The organism is Rhizobium sp. CG4 (assembly GCF_023701965.1).
Classification (GTDB): Bacteria; Pseudomonadota; Alphaproteobacteria; order Rhizobiales; family Rhizobiaceae; genus Agrobacterium.
On record NZ_JABAEG010000003.1, the window covers coordinates 531,176 to 548,067 of the forward strand.

Sequence of the window (16,892 nt, forward strand, 5' to 3'; positions counted from 1 at the left end):
TATGGATATTGTAAAACGTATTCGCCGTGTCGGCCTTCCACGACTGATCGTTCATGCCAGTGTGCTGTTCATCGTCATTCTGTGGTTGCTGCCAACACTCGGCATCCTTGTCAGCTCGCTACGTGACAAGGATCAGATCACCGTCTCCGGTTGGTGGACGGCTTTTGCCAGTTCAACGCAAACGGAAGCGGTGCGCTTGGCTGATCCATCAACACAACGGCAGGAGGGTGACAAGTTCATCATCTCCGGCTCGGTGTTCGAGAATGGCAAGGGTGGTCAGGTCTCCGCATTTGGTGTGCGCGTTCAGGACCCTGCTGCCTATCCGGCCGATGAAGTTGTCGATCTCGGCGATGGCGAAAACCTTCTGCTACAGAAGGACGGCGCTTATGAGTACAGCAAGAACGCCAGCTTTGAGGGTTCTCGCGGCAAACGTATCTACATCTCCGTTCTGTCTCCACCGGTCTTCACCTTCGACAACTATCGCACCGTGCTGTTTTCAGAAGGCATAGGACAATCCTTCGTCAACTCGCTGACGGTGACAATTCCCGCGACGATCATCCCGATCCTCATTGCCGCCTTTGCCGCTTATGCCCTGTCATGGATGCGCTTTTCCGGCCGTTCCCTGATGATTGCTATGGTGGTCGGCCTGATTGTAGTACCGTTGCAGATGTCGCTTATTCCGTTGTTGCGGCTTTACAACGAGATCGGCAACATCTTCGGCGTGCCATCCAAAACCTATGCCGGCATCTGGTTGGCGCACACGGCGTTCGGCCTGCCGCTCGCCATCTATCTGTTGCGCAACTACATCTCCGGTCTGCCCAAGGAAATCATTGAATCGGCGCGCGTTGATGGCGCCAGCGATTTCGAGATTTTCGTCAAGATCATCCTGCCGCTGTCGTTCCCGGCACTGGCATCCTTTGCAATCTTCCAGTTCCTGTGGACATGGAACGACCTGCTTGTCGCCATGGTGTTCCTTGGCACGCAGAAAGATCAGTTGGTGCTGACCGGCAGCCTTAATGCGTTGCTTGGTTCACGCGGCGGCAACTGGGAAATTCTTACCGCATCGGCCTTCGTCACCATCATCGTGCCGCTTTGCGTTTTCTTCGCCCTTCAACGTTATCTCGTACGCGGCCTGCTGGCCGGCTCCGTCAAGGGAGGCTGATATTCTATGAATGCTTATACCAAGGATAATGCTATGACGTCTTCGGTTACATCCGCTCTTAAGTCTGACAAGGATTGGTGGCGCGGTGCTGTCATCTATCAGATTTATCCGCGATCGTTCCAGGACTCCAATGGAGACGGCATCGGCGACCTGAAAGGCATCACCGACCGCCTCGAACATATTGCCCGCCTCGGTGCAGATGCGATCTGGATTTCGCCGTTCTTCACCTCGCCGATGAAAGATTTCGGTTATGACGTGTCGAACTACGTCGACGTCGATCCGATGTTTGGCACGCTGGCTGATTTCGATGGTCTGATTGCCGAAGCCCACCGACTGGGCGTACGGGTCATGATCGACCTGGTAATGTCGCACACGTCCGACCAACATCCGTGGTTTGTCGAAAGCCGCTCCAGCCTTGATAACCCCAAGGCCGATTGGTATGTTTGGTCGGATGGTAAGCCGGATGGCACGCCGCCCAACAACTGGCTGTCGATTTTCGGCGGTCCGGGCTGGCAGTGGGACCCGACCCGCATGCAGTATTACATGCACAACTTCCTGACCTCGCAGCCAGACCTCAATCTGCATAACCCGCAGGTGCAGGACGAGTTGTTGAATGCCACCCGTTTCTGGTTGAAGCGTGGCGTGGACGGTTTCCGTCTCGACACCGTCAACTTCTACTTCCACGATCTGGAACTACGCGACAACCCGGCTCTTGCACCAGAGCGCCGCAATGCTTCGACTGCGCCAGCCGTTAACCCGTATAATTTCCAGGAACATCTCTACGACAAGAACCGTCCGGAGAACCTGGAATTCCTCAAGCGCTTCCGCGCCGTGTTGGACGAGTTCCCGGATATTGCCGCCGTCGGTGAAGTCGGCGACAGTCAGCGTGGTCTGGAAATTGTCGGGGAATATACCTCCGGCGATGACAAGATGCAGATGTGCTACGCCTTCGAATTCCTGGCTCCGGATGCGCTGACCCCGCAGCGGGTGGCAGATGTTCAGGCAGCCTTTGCGACGGCCGCGCCTGAAGGCTGGGCGTGCTGGGCATTTTCAAACCACGACGTTGTCCGTCACGTCAGCCGCTGGGGTGCAGATGTGGCCGACAAGGATGCCTATGCCAAGGTGCTCTCAGCCCTGTTGTTGACGCAGCGCGGTTCGGTTTGCATTTACGAAGGTGAGGAGCTTGGGCTGACAGAAGCCGATATCGCCTTCGAAGACCTGCAGGACCCATACGGCATTCAGTTCTGGCCGGAATTCAAGGGTCGTGACGGCTGCCGCACACCAATGGTTTGGGATGCCGGTCATGCACAGGCAGGTTTCAGCACCTCTGAAAAGACCTGGCTGCCTATTCCTGCCGAGCACAAGGCCCGTGCCGTCAGCACGCAGGTAGGCAACGACGCCTCGGTTCTGGAGCATTATCGTCGCTTCCTTTCGTTCCGCAAGCAGCACCCGTCTTTTGCCAAGGGCGGGATCGAGTTTCTGCCGGTCAGCGACAGCGTCGTTGGTTACACCCGTTCCAAGGGCAATGAAACCATCGTCTGCTTCTTCAACCTGTCTCCGGCAGCTGCCACGGCCGCACTGCCTGACGGCAACTGGGAAGTTCTGGAAGGCCATGGCTTTGAAAGCAGTCTGAACGGACGCAATATTGAATTGCCTGCATGGGGCGCTTTTTTCGCGCGTTATGCCTGAGAAAACGGGGAGGGTAGAATGGCGGGTCTGACACTTAAAGACATTCGCAAGTCCTATGGGCAGGTAAAGGTTCTGCATGGTATCGATCTCGATATCAAACAGGGCGAATTCATCGTATTCGTCGGTCCTTCCGGTTGCGGAAAATCGACCTTGTTGCGCATGATTGCCGGGCTTGAGGACATCACTGGCGGAGAAATGTTTATCGATGGCCAACTGGTCAACGAAATCCCTCCGTCCCGTCGTGGCATTGCCATGGTGTTCCAGTCTTATGCGCTTTATCCACACATGACTGTGTATGATAACATGGCGTTCGGCATGAAGATCGCCAAGGAAAGCCGGCAGGAGATTGACCGGAGGGTGAGGGCCGCTGCAGACATCCTTCAGCTGACTCAGTATCTGGAACGCCTGCCAAAGGCGCTGTCCGGTGGCCAGCGTCAGCGTGTCGCAATTGGTCGCGCCATCTGCCGTAACCCGAAGGTCTTCCTGTTTGACGAGCCGCTTTCCAACCTCGATGCAGCGCTGCGTGTTGCAACGCGTATCGAGATTGCCAAGCTCAACGAACAGATGTCCGACACCACGATGATCTATGTGACGCATGATCAGGTGGAAGCCATGACGCTTGCGGACCGTATCGTTGTTCTGAATGCCGGGCGTGTGGAGCAGGTCGGCGCACCGCTTGATCTCTATGAACGCCCCGCCAACTTGTTTGTCGCCCAGTTCATCGGCTCGCCGGCCATGAACATCCTGCCAGTCAAGATAACCGCTGCTGGTCCGGAAACTGCGCTCGAACTCAACGGCAACCAGAACCTGCGCATTGCCATAGAGACCGCGCAAAGTGAGGTTGGTAAACCGGCAAGTTTTGGTGTTCGCCCCGAGGATCTTTACATTGCCAAGGACGGTGAAGATTACCTGTTTGAAGGCAAGGTTTCCATTGTCGAAGCCTTGGGCGAGGTCACGCTTCTCTATATCGACAGTGGCTTTGTTCAGGAGCCGGTCATCGCAAAAATCCCCGGCATCGCGAATGTCCAGAAAGGTCAGACGTTGAAGTTTAATGCGATGAGAGAAAAACTGCATCTCTTTGACGCGAACGGGGCGACTTATCGCAAATAGAATGAATTTGTAAACCCTCTGCTAACCTTCAAATTGCGTAATTTGCGGTTTGAAGGTTGGTTTCTGGAGGCGAAAGGTGAGGCAAATTCAAGTGTTTGATGGGTGCGGAGTGCCTGAAAATCAAGCCATTTTCGGCCGGTTACACTGCATTTACCGAAGTGTTTCATATCGAAACGCGCAAACAAACTTTTAAAGATTCTGATCTTAGTATGAACCCATAAATTCAGTGGGGAAATATTGTGAACGCCCGTCCTAATATTCAAAAAAGCAGTTACTTCAGCAGGGAAGAGTCTTTCATGTATGACCGCGAGGGGCGGTTTAAGATGGAAGATACGATGAATGCGGCGCGCATCGAATATACTGAAAAAGCAGTCATGAATATGGCTTCCCGTCGTTGTGATGTTATCAAGATTTCACAGTCGGAAGCAGTTCTTGCTCTTTTGACACAGTATAACCTGCCGCAGCAATTTTATCTGGATATCCCTGACGCTCGTATCAGCAAGATTGGCTGCGTGTTGATGCGAGTCCACGCCAACAACACCATGCAGGTACGTTTCCTCCGTCTGTTGACGCAGAAGGAGCTGGACCGGATTTTTGTGTTCAGCACGCATCCGGCGCATCGCGATAGAACCCTTGATCTTCGATCCTGGTAATCAGGAGCATGTCCATCGTCTGGATATGAAAAAGCCGCGTTGTCACCAACGCGGCTTTTTATATTTAGAGAAACTGGTTCAGTTGAACAGAACGCTGGCGCCCTGGTCTGCCGGTCCGGCATTCCGGCGGAATGTCGCAAACAACTCGCGGCCCATGCCCCATTCATTGCCAGACAGGTCCACCGTGGCCGGTTCGCGGCGAGCAAGTTCTGCCGCGCTCACCAGAATCTCCAGCGTGCCGGTGACGGCGTCGAGGCGCAGGATGTCGCCATCGTGAACACGCGAGATCGGACCGCAGTCAACGGCCTCTGGGGTCACGTGAATGGCGGCAGGCACCTTGCCTGATGCACCAGACATACGACCATCAGTCACCAGCGCCACCTTGAAGCCACGGTCCTGCAACACACCCAATGGCGGTGTCAGGCGATGCAGTTCGGGCATGCCGTTGGCTTTTGGTCCCTGGAAGCGCACGACTGCGATAAAGTCGCGGTTGAGCTTGCCGTCCTTGAAGGCGTCGTGAAGTTCCTGCTGATCGTTAAACACCACAGCCGGTGCCTCGATAACATGACGCTCGGGCTTGACGGCAGAAATCTTGATCACGGCCTTGCCGAGATTGCCGGTCAGCATTTTCAGGCCGCCCGTGGGCTGGAACGGTGTTTCGATGCTGGCAAGAACCTTGGGGTCATGGCTGACCTCAGGGGATGCTTCACGAATGACCGAGCCGTTTTCACCAAGTTTTGCGTCAACGGTGTAGGCTTCGAGACCCTGGCCGAACACCGTGCGCACATCATCATGCAGGAAACCATGCTTGAGAAGCTGCTTGATGAGGAAGCCCATGCCGCCTGCAGCATGGAAATGGTTCACATCGGCAAGACCGTTCGGATAGACGCGAGCCAGCAGCGGCACAGCGTCGGAAAGATCAGAAATGTCCTGCCAAGTCAGGACAATGCCTGCAGCGCGCGCCATGGCGATAAGGTGCATGGTGTGGTTGGTCGAACCGCCAGTGGCGTGCAGACCGACGATGCCGTTGACGATAGAGCGTTCATCGATCATTTCGCCCGCTGGGGTAAATTCATTGCCCTGTGCGGTAATCGCCAGTGCGCGCTTCGTCGCTTCACGCGTCAATGCATCGCGCAGTTCGGTGCCGGGATTGATGAAGGAAGAACCGGGCATATGGAAGCCCATGATTTCCATCAGCATCTGGTTCGAATTGGCTGTGCCGTAGAAGGTGCAGGTGCCAGGGCCGTGATAGGACTTGGATTCCGCATCGAGCAGTTCGGCGCGACCGACCTTGCCTTCAGCGTAAAGCTGGCGAATACGGGACTTCTCGTCATTCGGCAGGCCTGTTGTCATGGGACCGGCAGGAATGAAGATCGAGGGCAGATGACCGAAGGTCAAAGCGGCGATCACCAGACCGGGTACGATCTTGTCACAGACGCCGAGATAGACGGCAGCGTCGAACATATTGTGCGACAGGCCGATGCCGGCAGTCATGGCAATGGCATCACGCGAAAACAGCGACAGTTCCATGCCCGGCTGCCCCTGAGTAACACCGTCACACATGGCTGGAACCGCGCCGGCAACCTGCGCTATGCCGCCAGCTTCCTTCGCCGCATCACGAATGATGTTCGGGTAGATCTCATAGGGCTGATGCGCCGAGAGCATGTCATTATATGCAGTGATGATGCCGAGGTTTGGAACCTTGTCGCCGGCAAGGATGTCCTTGTCGGCGGGGGAACAGACCGCAAATCCATGCGCCAGATTACCACATGAGAGAACTGAGCGGTGAACACCCTTTGAAACCTGAAGCCTAAGTCGCTCCAGATAGGTTTCACGGAAAGGTTTGGAGCGTTCAACGATACGGTCTGTGATTGCCTGAATACGGGAATCGGCGGCCATGGGCGTTCATCCTGTCTGTTGGTGACCACCGGCCTCCGCTTGGGACGGACAGGCCGATGTTCATGTTGTTGTCAGTCTTGGGGTAAACCCGGTTTCTAGCCGGTCACGATCCGGCCGGAAAAATCAGGGCGCCCAATAGATGTTTACGGGCGAATCTGCCCTGTTCAGCACGGCCCGAATGGGCATTTCGTCCTCGTCCAGATCGGCCTTCGCTTTTTCAAGCGTTTCCTTCTTGGCAGCACCTTCAATGTGCAGAACAAGGAAGCGGGCATCGTGCAGGCTGGACAGATTGAAGGTCAATCTTTCTTCGCCTGCGGTTTCCGCCGCCATTGTCAGAACACTGCGCGGTTCATCGAGGTCGAGTGCTTCTTCGAGATTGTCTCCACCGGGAAAAAACGAAGCGGTGTGCCCGTCGGTTCCCATGCCGAGAATAACCACGTCGAACGGATCGCAGAACGGTTCCGTCTTTACTGTGGCAAGAGTCGCAGCATCTTCCGGTGTTGCGGCCGCCTGATAAAGCGGAATGAAATATGCGGACTTTGCGTTATTCTGCAGCAGATTGTCGGCAACCAGCTTGTGGTTGGACCGGTCACTGTCTGCGGCAACAAAACGCTCATCGACCAGCGTCACATTGACCTTGCTCCATTCCAGATCGTGCTTGGACAGCGCCTGAAAAAACAGCTTTGGCGTAGAGCCGCCGGAAACGGCGATACTGGCCGTTTCCTTCTCGGTGATCGCTGCCTTGAGGCGTTCGGCAACATCGTCCGCCAGCTTTTCAGCAAGCGCCGGGCCGTTTTCGAAAACATGCATCTGTGCGTCCATAAGCATATCTCCTTAGTCGGCGTCGTGCCAGGTGCGGCCGTCGCGCTCGATAAGAGCAATCGCACCGCTTGGACCCCATGTGCCAGCCGTGTAACCCTGCACGCCCTGTCCAATGTCTTCCCAGCTTTTCAGAATAGGATCGACCCACTCCCATGCGGCTTCGACTTCGTCGCGGCGCATGAACAGGGTCTGATTGGAGCGGATGGTGTCCATCAGCAAGCGCTCGTAAGCGTCCGGGCTGCGCACGCTGAAGGCTTCTGCAAAGCTCATATCCAGCGAAACCTGACGCAGACGCATGCCACCTGGACCTGGATCCTTGATGAGCAGGGACTGCTTCACGCCTTCATCCGGTTGCAGGCGGATGACCAGCTTGTTGGCTTCGATCTTCCCGGCTGCGTCGTCAAAGATCGAGTGCGGGATCTGCTTGAAGGTAACGACGATTTCCGAAACGCGCGTGGCAAGACGCTTGCCGGTGCGGATGTAGAAAGGAACGCCGGCCCAACGCCAGTTGCCGATTTCAGCCTTGATGGCAACGAAGGTTTCCGTGTTGGAAACGCCACCTTCAAGCTCGTCCAGGTAACCCTTGACTGGGCCACCGGCAGATGCGCCGGCACGGTACTGGCCGCGAACGGTGGCCTTTTCGACATTCGAGCTGTCGATTGGTCTCAGCGAACGCAGGACTTTCAGCTTTTCGTCACGAACGGCTTCGGCATCGAGTGAAGACGGAGGTTCCATCGCAACAAGGCAAAGAAGCTGCAGGATATGGTTCTGCACCATATCGCGCATCGCGCCAGCCTTGTCGTAATAACCTGCGCGACCTTCAAGGCCGACAGCTTCCGCAACGGTGATCTGTACGTGGTCGATATGCGCGGAATTCCACAGCGGCTCGTAGAGAGCGTTGGCAAAACGCAGCGCCATCAGGTTCTGAACGGTCTCTTTGCCCAGATAATGGTCGATACGGAAAATCTGCTCTTCCTTGAAGACATGACCGATCGTGTCGTTCAGGTCGAGAGCGGATGCGAGATCACGGCCGATCGGCTTTTCGACAACGATACGTGTCGACTTGGTAATCAGCTTGTGTTCGCGGATCTTGTCGGCGATGTCGCCAAAAATGCCCGGTGCAACGGCGAGGTAAAATGCGCGAACGCGTTCTTTACCTTCTTCCAGCAGCTTCTTGAGCGCATCCCAGCCATTGTTGGACTTCGCATCGACTGGCACGTAGAAAAGGCGTTCGCAGAATTTTGTGACCTGCGCTTCGTCATATTCACCTGCCTTCAGATGCTCTTTCAGAGCATCCTTGGCAAATTTGCGATATTCTTCATGTGTCATGACCGAACGTGACGCGCCGATAATACGGGTCGGGTCCGTGAGTTGGTTCTCTACCTGACGATGATAAAGCGCAGGCAGAAGCTTGCGCTCTGCCAGGTCGCCTGTGCCGCCGAAAACGACGCAATCAAAGGGGTCAACAGGAATAATTTGACTGCTCATACCGATTCTCTCGATCTTCACGGGTTGGGGGCATTGATAATCTAATCGATTTAAAAACGCCAGAGTTTGTTGTCGGGAATTATTATTTTGATGTCACTTCGCTTTTATCCGGCGAAAATGAAAGTTTATCTATTGTTATGCCCACTGACAGAAGCGGGCGATTAAAAACGGTCTCGCAGCGCAAACCATGACAATGCGAGGAAAAGCAGAGGCGCACGCAACGTTGCCCCGCCGGGGAAACCTGGGACATTCAAGGAGGAGAACTGCTCGAGCGCTCGATCCTTGTCCGTCAGCATATCCGCATACAGCTTGCCGCAGTAGTTGGAAAGCATCACTCCGTGACCGGAGTAACCACCGATCGACATGACGCCAGGCATCACCTCACGCACGAAAGGTTGGCGCGGCATGGTGATACCAACCGAGCCGCCCCATGCATGGGTAATCTCGATATTGGCAAGCTCTGGATAGATTTCGGCAATTTGCTTGCGAATATGGGTGGAAATGTCCCGTGGCGTATCGGCCGTATAGGCCTCGCGCCCGCCAAACAACAACCGGTTATCTGGCGTCATACGGAAATAACGAACCACGAAACGTGAATCAGCAACCGCCTCCTTGCCCGGCAGAATGCTCGGGAACTTGTCCAGTGGCGCGGTCGCACCAATAAAGGAGCGGATCGGCATGACATGGGCAGCAGTAACCGGTTCCAGATTGCCGATATAGGCGTTGGTCGCCAGCAACACGCGACGGGCTGTTATATTGCCCTTCGGTGTTTCGATAATTGTTTTGCCGCTTGACTGGCGAAGGCTGGTCGCAGGTGTCAGCTCGTAGATTTCAGCACCAGCAGCCTTCGCGGCTTTTGCCAGTCCGACCAACAATTTCAGCGGATGGATATGGCCGGTGCCGGTGTCGCGAACGCCACCATAATAATGTGTGGAGCCAAGGCGCTCTTCGACCTCTGCCTTGTCCATATAGGACATGTGCGGGTAATTATAACGCTCGACCGCCGCCTCGACACTTTTACGATAGTGTTTTTCATAGGCCTGTTTGTGGGCCACATTCAACTGACCCGGTAGATACTCCATGTCGATGCCATGGGCTGCGGCGAAATCCAGCACGTAATGTTTGGCATTTTCTGCCAGATCGAACAGGCCCTTGGAGCGTTCGTAACCGATCTCGTCTTCCAGTTCATCCGGCCATGACCGTTGACCGGTGCCGAACTGGCCACCGTTGCGTCCGGATGCACCGTCACCAAAGCGGTTCGCTTCAATCAAGGCAACGGAAATGCCTTTCAAAGCCAGATTATAGGCGGCTTGCAGGCCAGTGAAACCGCCACCGATAATGGCGACCTCAACCTCTCTCGACCCATCCATCGCGGGATATTCAGGTCGGTCAGCAATTGTTGCCTGATACCAGGAAATTCCGGGAGCTATCGGGCTTTGCCATGTCATTGCACATTCCTTGACGGTGTTGGAGCGCCCACCCTTCGGCCAGACACATGAGCGTGCTCCAAGTTACTCAATTCTACGCATCGTGTTCCAAAGGTCGGCCTCGACCATGGCAGCGATGCCGTAGGATCAAACGTTCAGCAACAGGAATTCCCGCTCCCACGGGCTGATAACCTGCATGAACGTTTCGAACTCCCCCCGTTTCAGGCCAGCATAAAGACCAACGAACTCATGGCCAAACACCCGCTCCAGTTCCGGTTCTCCCTCCAGCAGCGCAACCGCTTCCAGCAGACCGCGCGGCAACTCGATGGAGCCTTCATTGGCAGTTTCATAGGTTGGTTCTGTCGGCTGTATTTCATTGACGATGCCAAGCCAACCACACGCCAGCGATGCGGCCAATGCCAGATATGGATTGGCGTCAGAGCTGGGCAAGCGGTTTTCAACACGCCTTGCCGACGGACCGGAAATCGGTACGCGGAAAGCGGTGGTGCGATTGTCATATCCCCACGCATTGTTCACCGGGCAGGCCATGTCAGGCGTCAGACGGCGATAGGAATTCACGTAAGGCGCCAGCATCACCAGTGCATTGGGAACATAACGCTGCATGCCACCAACAAAATGGAAGAACTCCTTCGATGCGTCGCCGCTATCGGTCGAGAAAATGTTCTTGCCGGTTTCAATATTCAGAACCGATTGGTGAATATGCATTGCCGAGCCTGGCTGTCCCTGCATGGGCTTGGCCATGAAGGTTGCATAGATACCGTGCTTGAGGGCTGCTTCGCGAATGGTTCGCTTGAACAGGAAAACCTGATCGGCAAGCTCGATGGGATCGCCGTGGCGAAGGTTGATTTCAAGCTGTGCCGGACCTTCTTCGTGGATCAGCGTGTCGATCTCAAGACCCTGCTTTTCCGAGAAGTGATAGATATCGTCGATCAGCTCGTCGAATTCGTTGATGCCGGCAATTGAATAGCTCTGTCCGCCGACAATCGAACGTCCCGAACGTCCCTTTGGTGGGTGCAGCGGGTAATCCGGGTCATCATTCATGGCGACCAGATAAAATTCGATTTCCGGTGCAACAACCGGTTTCCAACCCTTGTCGGCATACAGCGACAGCACGTTTTTCAGCACGTTGCGTGGAGTGTAGGGAACGGATTGTCCTTCGGCGTCAACCACGTCACAGATAACCTGTGCGGTCGGATCGCTTTCCCATGGCACAACCGACAGTGTCGAAAGATCAGGGACGAGCTTGAGGTCGCTGTCGCGTGGCTCATAACGGAAGTTCGCGGTTTCGTCAGGATATTCGCCGGAAATCGTATGGCGATAAAGTGCCGATGGCAGCGCCAGCGATGTATCGCCGGTAAATTTCGAGGTCGGCATCATCTTGCCGCGCGGTACACCGCCAAGGTCCGGTGTAATGCACTCAATGTCCTCGATACCCCGTGCCCGCAACCATTGTGCGGCTTCACGCCAGGAGGAAACACCACGAGTAGAGGAAAGGTCTGGAGCTGCCGGTTTTGCCATGGTTGCCGATTTTTTTGGGCGGAGCATGGTTCTCTTTGCAGGCATAAATCACCGAAGGTCTGTTTCGAATGGCGCTATCATAACCAGAGTTTGGCAATTGGCGAGGGGGAAACCGCATTGACATTGCTCCATGTTCTGAAAAGAGAAGGCAGGAGATAGCAAAGGATGAAAAATGGTTCGGCGATGCGATGTTCTGGTGCTGGGAGCAGGGGCTGCGGGCATGATGTGTGCCATCCGCGCCGGCCAGCGTGGACGCTCGGTCATCATTGTCGATCACGCCAAGGCACCGGGTGAAAAAATCAGAATTTCCGGTGGCGGGCGGTGCAACTTTACCAATATTCATGCCACGGCCAAAAACTACCTCTCGGGAAATCCTCATTTCGCCAAGTCGGCACTGGCGCGTTATACGCCCGCCGATTTTCTGACGCTGGTCGAAAAACACGGCATTGCCTGGCACGAAAAGACCCTTGGGCAATTGTTTTGCGACAATAGCGCCAAAGATATTATTGCCATGATGTTAAAAGAGATGCGCGGCGTTGGCGCTGAGCTTCTGTTGCAGACTGAACTTTCGGGTGTGGAAAAAACGGCGGGTGGCTTTAGTGTCTCCACCTCATCAGGTGTGATCGAGGCACAAAGTCTGGTTATTGCGACCGGTGGCAAATCCATTCCCAAAATGGGTGCGACTGGGTTCGCCTATCGTGTGGCCGAACAATTTGGCCTGCCGATCATCGAAACGCGGCCCGGCCTTGTGCCCTTAACGCTTGATCCGACCATGCTGGAGAAGCTGTCCGTACTTTCAGGCGTTGCTGTGCCTGCTGAAGTATCCTCAGGCAAAACGAGTTTCCGGGAAGCCTTGTTGTTTACCCATCGTGGTTTGAGCGGGCCGTCGATCCTGCAGATCTCATCCTATTGGCGGGAAGGCGAAACCATCCGCCTGAAGCTGGAACCGGACACCAATATCCTGGAACGGCTGAAAGAAGCCCGCAAAAGCAACGGCAAACAGTCACCGCAGACGGTGCTGGGAGATATCCTGCCGAAACGTCTGGCGCAGTATACCGTCGAAGCTTCCGGCATAACCGGGCCTTTGGCGGATATGGCTGATCGCAAGTTAGCGACCCTGGTTGAAGCTATCCAGAACTGGCAGATAAAGCCCTCCGGTTCGGAAGGATACCGTACCGCCGAGGTCACGCTCGGCGGCGTTGACACAAACGGTCTCGACTCCAGGGATATGCAGGCAAAAACAGTCCCGGGCCTGTATTTTATCGGTGAATGTGTTGATGTAACCGGCTGGCTTGGCGGCTACAATTTCCAGTGGGCCTGGGCGAGTGGCCATGCGGCAGGCGAAACGGCCTGATCTGTAATAAAACAACGAGTTAAATCATTTTTAATAGCGATGGTGAAACACCACGTTCATTAAGGACTTGTTAACAAGCGTCGAGGCATCCTCCTTGATACCAGCGCGGTTTATGCCGTTACATGATGTGCTGCTGGGCGCCGCCAAGCGGCATGCCGGTTATGTTTCTCGTTAGGAACCGCTTATGAAAAACAACAGCAGACGTGCCCGCGCAATTGCTATGGCCCGCGCAGAGGACCGTAAGCAGCTCCTCATCTTCAGGCTGACGCTTATTGCTGCTGGTGCTTTCGCCTCGCTTTGCGCGCTGTTGTTGGCGTAATTTCTCGCAATCCAAATAGAAAAACCGGGCAGTGGACCGCCCGGCTTGTTTTGTGCAGTTTAAGGTCAGGCTGCCGCGTTGTTCTGGGCAACGATAACAGGGATCAAAAGATCACCCCAATTGCCGCCGCCGCTGTGGTGGCGTGCCGAGCGAACCAGCTCAACCGAAACACCCGCCTCAACCGCATTCATAACCGCCTGATTGAGGCGATGCAGATCATTGGCCAACATACGGATGGCGGCCTGCTGGTCTTGTGTCATGGCCGAAGACTGTTCCTCGGCCCGCTCACGAACTCTCGAAATAGAAGCCATTTCCTTTTCCTCCTTTGACGCATCGGTCCGGACCGGACTTTTGATGCGAGGTTTTGCAGTGCCAGTTATTCAGCCGCAGGGCGGAACTGGTCGTGTTCAGTCGATTCATGCATGGCGGTTGTGGATGATTGCCCGCCGGTAATCGCCACTGAGACCGCATCGAAATACCCGGTGCCAACTTCACGCTGGTGTTTTGTCGCCGTGTAACCGTTGATCTCGGCTTCAAATTCAGCCTGCTGCAATTCCGAATAGGCGGCCATCTGCCGGTCCTTGTATCCGCGTGCCAGTTCAAACATGCCGTAGTTGAGCTGATGGAAACCGGCAAGTGTAATAAATTGGAACTTGTAACCCATTGCTCCAAGCTCACGCTGGAACTTGGCAATGGTTGCGTCATCCAGGTTCTTTTTCCAGTTGAACGAGGGCGAGCAGTTATAGGCGAGCTTTTTGCCCGGATGAACCTTGTGCACGCCTTCGGCAAATTTGCGTGCCTGCTCGAGGTCCGGTTTTGATGTCTCACACCAGATCAGGTCGCAATAAGGCGCATAGGCATTGGCGCGTGCGATGCAGGGTTCAAGTCCGTTTTTGACGCGGTAGAAACCTTCAACCGTGCGGCCAGCATCGTAATCGACGAAGGGCTGATCGCGTTCATCGATATCGGATGTCAAAAGCTTGGCAGCCTCGGCGTCGGTGCGGGCGATCACCAGCGTGGAGACACCCATGACGTCTGCGGCAAGGCGCGCAGCGGAGAGATTGCGGATATGGGCCGCTGTAGGGATCAGCACCTTGCCGCCCAGATGTCCGCATTTCTTTTCCGATGCCAACTGGTCCTCGTAGTGAACACCGGCGGCACCCGCCTCGATAAAGGCCTTCATGATCTCAAACGCATTGAGCGGGCCACCAAAGCCGGCCTCCGCATCGGCAACAATTGGTGCAAACCATGTCTCCACCGACAGGCCCTTGCCCTCAGATGTTTCGATCTGGTCCGCCCGCTGCAGGGTGCGGTTGATGCGTTTTGCCAGCTCCGGTGCCGCGTTGGCGGGGTAGAGAGACTGATCAGGATACATGGCCGATGCAGTATTTGCGTCGGCGGCAACCTGCCAACCCGAGAGGTAAATGGCCTTCAAGCCGGCGCGAACCATCTGCATGGCCTGATTGCCCGACAGTGCTCCCAGCGCATTGATAAAATCATCCTGCTCCAGAAGCTGCCACAGCCTGTTTGCACCCATTTCCGCCAGGGAGTAACGAATGTCCACAGACCCGCGCAGACGCTTCACGTCTTCAGCGGTATATGTTCGCTCGATGCCGTCAAAACGGCCTTTGGGTGCGTTTGGTACCAGATTGTAAAAATCAGTCATATCTCTCTCCCGAATGTAAAAATAGAAAAGGAGACGTTTCTTCCTAAAAGGATGTCTCAGATTTTCTATGACTGAATTTACATAATCACTCCGTTTAGTTCTATTGGAAACATAAAATCAGTGACTTGAAAGAGGTTAGGATGTAGTATCATTTACTGACGGCTGTAGTAAATTTGTAAAAATTGTAAAAACAACGACAACTCGATCTTGTAATATTCTTGTCAAAGGGAGGAGCCTGTGGCGGAGAATAAGATTTTTGCAGGCCCGCGTGTGCGGCGCGTGCGCAATGGCCTTGGTTTGACACAGACCTCCATGGCGGAGGGGTTGGGCATTTCGCCGTCCTATCTCAACCTGATCGAACGCAACCAGCGCCCCTTGACCGTGCAGCTGCTATTGAAGCTGTCGTCTGCGTACAAGATTGACCTGGATGAATTACAGGGTGAAAGCGGCGGTGTTGCCACGCAGTTACGGGAAGTGTTTGCCGATCCGCTGCTGACGGGGGAGGTGCCATCTCCACAGGAGCTGGTCGAGGTGGCAGATGCTGCACCCAATGTGGCCGGTGGCATCATGAAACTGTATCGGGCCTACCGCGAACAGGCAGAACGGCTGTCTGATCTCGCGGGCCTGATGGCGAGGGATGGTCAAGGATCGTCTCTTTCATCGGCGCGGTTGCCGATCGATGAGGTCCGCGATGCCTTTGAACATTGCAGCTATTATTTTGCGGCGATCGATGACGCGGCCGAAACATTCCATGAGCAGTTGAAACCGGGTGACGACCTGCCGGCAGCCTTGAAAACCTGGCTGCAGAAAACGCACGGCGTCGTGGTGCGCACCTTGCCCATCCATGCGATGCCAAATCTTCGCAGACGGTATGACAGGCATTCCATGCGGTTGTTTCTGTCCGAGCGGTTGTCACCTTTTGACCGGCTGCAGGAAATGGCGATGGAGGCATGCCTTCTGATGCTCCAGCCGGAGATACAGGCGTCGCTGGAAACCCTGGACCTCAGTAGCCCAGAAGCCAAACGCCTGGCGCGTTTTGAACTCGCCCGCTACGCTGCTCATGCCCTGATCATGCCTTACGGCTCATTTTTCGCGGCGGCGCAACGTTTCAGATATGATCTGGATCTTCTCGCGTCACGGTTTCAGGTGTCCTTCGAGCAGGTCGCCAATCGACTTGTCTCTTTGGGACGGCCGGGTGCGTCTGGCATTGCTTTTTTCCTGATGGAGATTGATCAGGCGGGCAATCGCTTTCGCAAGATAGGAGCGCATGGCTTTCCGCATTCAAGCTTTGGTGGCCACTGTCCGCGGCTCAATATCCATGCCGCCTTCAGTCAGCCGGGACAACTTATGGCCGAAGCGGCCGAGGTGCTGGATGGGGACACATTTTTAACAATCGCCAGAACGATCGAGGGTCCCAAAACAGCCTTTGGTGAAAGGGTGCGGCGCACAGCGATTTTGCTGGCCTGCGATATCACTCAAGGCGCCGAGACAATCTATGGTGATGTTGCCAGAGTAACGAGTGGCACCGTTGGCATCGGTGTTTCCTGTCGCCTGTGTGAACGCTCCGGTTGTCTCTCAAGAGCGCAAGCGCCGGTAACCCGTCCATTGGGTTTGGATGAAATGGTTACAGGATTGAGTGTTTTTGATTTTCAGTAACTCCAAAAAAGTGAAGTGGGAAATTCTGCACTGCACATTTCCCGCTTGCCGATAATCTTTTTCCTTTCTAGTCTCATTCAAAAAGGGGATGCCGCCTGCTTCGAAAGG

Annotated in this window: 14 protein-coding genes; 7 read left to right on the plus strand and 7 right to left on the minus strand. The window is 55.0% G+C overall.

Going from position 1 to position 16,892, the window contains the following annotated elements:
- Position 1 precedes the first annotated feature (1 nt).
- The 4 genes from HGO37_RS12750 to HGO37_RS12765 all read left to right on the plus strand — a co-directional run bounded on the left by HGO37_RS12750 (position 2) and on the right by HGO37_RS12765 (position 4,614).
- Complete coding sequence (locus tag HGO37_RS12750; protein ID WP_250983594.1) at positions 2 to 1,162, plus strand: carbohydrate ABC transporter permease; 1,161 nt, start codon at positions 2 to 4, stop codon at positions 1,160 to 1,162.
- Positions 1,163 to 1,195: 33 nt separating this feature from the next.
- The gene (bglA, locus tag HGO37_RS12755) at positions 1,196 to 2,851 is read left to right on the plus strand and encodes a beta-galactosidase BglA (protein WP_250983595.1); all 1,656 of its coding nucleotides are present in this window, start codon (positions 1,196 to 1,198) and stop codon (positions 2,849 to 2,851) included.
- Between the two features lie 18 nt (positions 2,852 to 2,869).
- Positions 2,870 to 3,961, plus strand: a complete 1,092-nt coding sequence (locus HGO37_RS12760; protein WP_250983596.1) for an ABC transporter ATP-binding protein — start codon at positions 2,870 to 2,872, stop codon at positions 3,959 to 3,961.
- A 296-nt stretch (positions 3,962 to 4,257) separates the two neighbouring features.
- On the plus strand, positions 4,258 to 4,614 hold the full coding sequence (locus HGO37_RS12765; protein ID WP_192487035.1) for a hypothetical protein: 357 nt from the start codon (positions 4,258 to 4,260) through the stop codon (positions 4,612 to 4,614).
- A gap of 78 nt (positions 4,615 to 4,692) precedes the next feature.
- Here the strand turns inward: HGO37_RS12765 and edd are convergent, their stop codons facing one another.
- The 5 genes from edd to HGO37_RS12790 all read right to left on the minus strand — a co-directional run bounded on the left by edd (position 4,693) and on the right by HGO37_RS12790 (position 11,834).
- Positions 4,693 to 6,513 carry a phosphogluconate dehydratase gene (edd, locus tag HGO37_RS12770; RefSeq protein WP_250983597.1) on the minus strand — a complete coding sequence of 607 codons (1,821 nt, stop codon included), beginning with the start codon at positions 6,511 to 6,513 and terminating at the stop codon, positions 4,693 to 4,695.
- A gap of 123 nt (positions 6,514 to 6,636) precedes the next feature.
- Positions 6,637 to 7,335 (minus strand): 6-phosphogluconolactonase, encoded by a 699-nt coding sequence (gene pgl, locus HGO37_RS12775; RefSeq protein ID WP_250983598.1) that lies wholly within the window; start codon positions 7,333 to 7,335, stop codon positions 6,637 to 6,639.
- A gap of 12 nt (positions 7,336 to 7,347) precedes the next feature.
- A complete protein-coding gene (gene zwf, locus HGO37_RS12780) occupies positions 7,348 to 8,823 on the minus strand; it encodes a glucose-6-phosphate dehydrogenase (RefSeq protein WP_250983599.1) in 1,476 nt (491 codons plus the stop codon).
- A gap of 161 nt (positions 8,824 to 8,984) precedes the next feature.
- Positions 8,985 to 10,271, minus strand: coding sequence for an NAD(P)/FAD-dependent oxidoreductase (locus tag HGO37_RS12785; RefSeq protein ID WP_250983600.1), 1,287 nt, complete (start codon positions 10,269 to 10,271; stop codon positions 8,985 to 8,987).
- A gap of 126 nt (positions 10,272 to 10,397) precedes the next feature.
- A complete protein-coding gene (locus HGO37_RS12790; protein WP_250983601.1) occupies positions 10,398 to 11,834 on the minus strand; it encodes a glutamine synthetase family protein in 1,437 nt (478 codons plus the stop codon).
- A 127-nt stretch (positions 11,835 to 11,961) separates the two neighbouring features.
- On the opposite strand from HGO37_RS12790, the gene HGO37_RS12795 reads away from it, so the two are divergent.
- Entirely contained in the window at positions 11,962 to 13,143 is a 1,182-nt protein-coding gene (locus HGO37_RS12795) for a BaiN/RdsA family NAD(P)/FAD-dependent oxidoreductase (RefSeq protein WP_250983602.1), read from the plus strand.
- Between the two features lie 184 nt (positions 13,144 to 13,327).
- Complete coding sequence (locus HGO37_RS26370; protein ID WP_285200570.1) at positions 13,328 to 13,462, plus strand: hypothetical protein; 135 nt, start codon at positions 13,328 to 13,330, stop codon at positions 13,460 to 13,462.
- A 65-nt stretch (positions 13,463 to 13,527) separates the two neighbouring features.
- Here the strand turns inward: HGO37_RS26370 and HGO37_RS12800 are convergent, their stop codons facing one another.
- Positions 13,528 to 13,773: an SMc00767 family acetate metabolism repressor gene (locus HGO37_RS12800; protein WP_192487042.1), complete on the minus strand. Its 246-nt coding sequence runs from the start codon at positions 13,771 to 13,773 to the stop codon at positions 13,528 to 13,530.
- 65 nt (positions 13,774 to 13,838) lie between these two features.
- Positions 13,839 to 15,128 (minus strand): isocitrate lyase, encoded by a 1,290-nt coding sequence (gene aceA, locus HGO37_RS12805; RefSeq protein WP_250983603.1) that lies wholly within the window; start codon positions 15,126 to 15,128, stop codon positions 13,839 to 13,841.
- Between the two features lie 237 nt (positions 15,129 to 15,365).
- Here aceA and HGO37_RS12810 point away from each other — a divergent pair, with 237 nt between their 5' ends.
- The gene (locus tag HGO37_RS12810) at positions 15,366 to 16,784 is read left to right on the plus strand and encodes a helix-turn-helix domain-containing protein (protein WP_250983604.1); all 1,419 of its coding nucleotides are present in this window, start codon (positions 15,366 to 15,368) and stop codon (positions 16,782 to 16,784) included.
- Positions 16,785 to 16,892 lie beyond the last annotated feature (108 nt).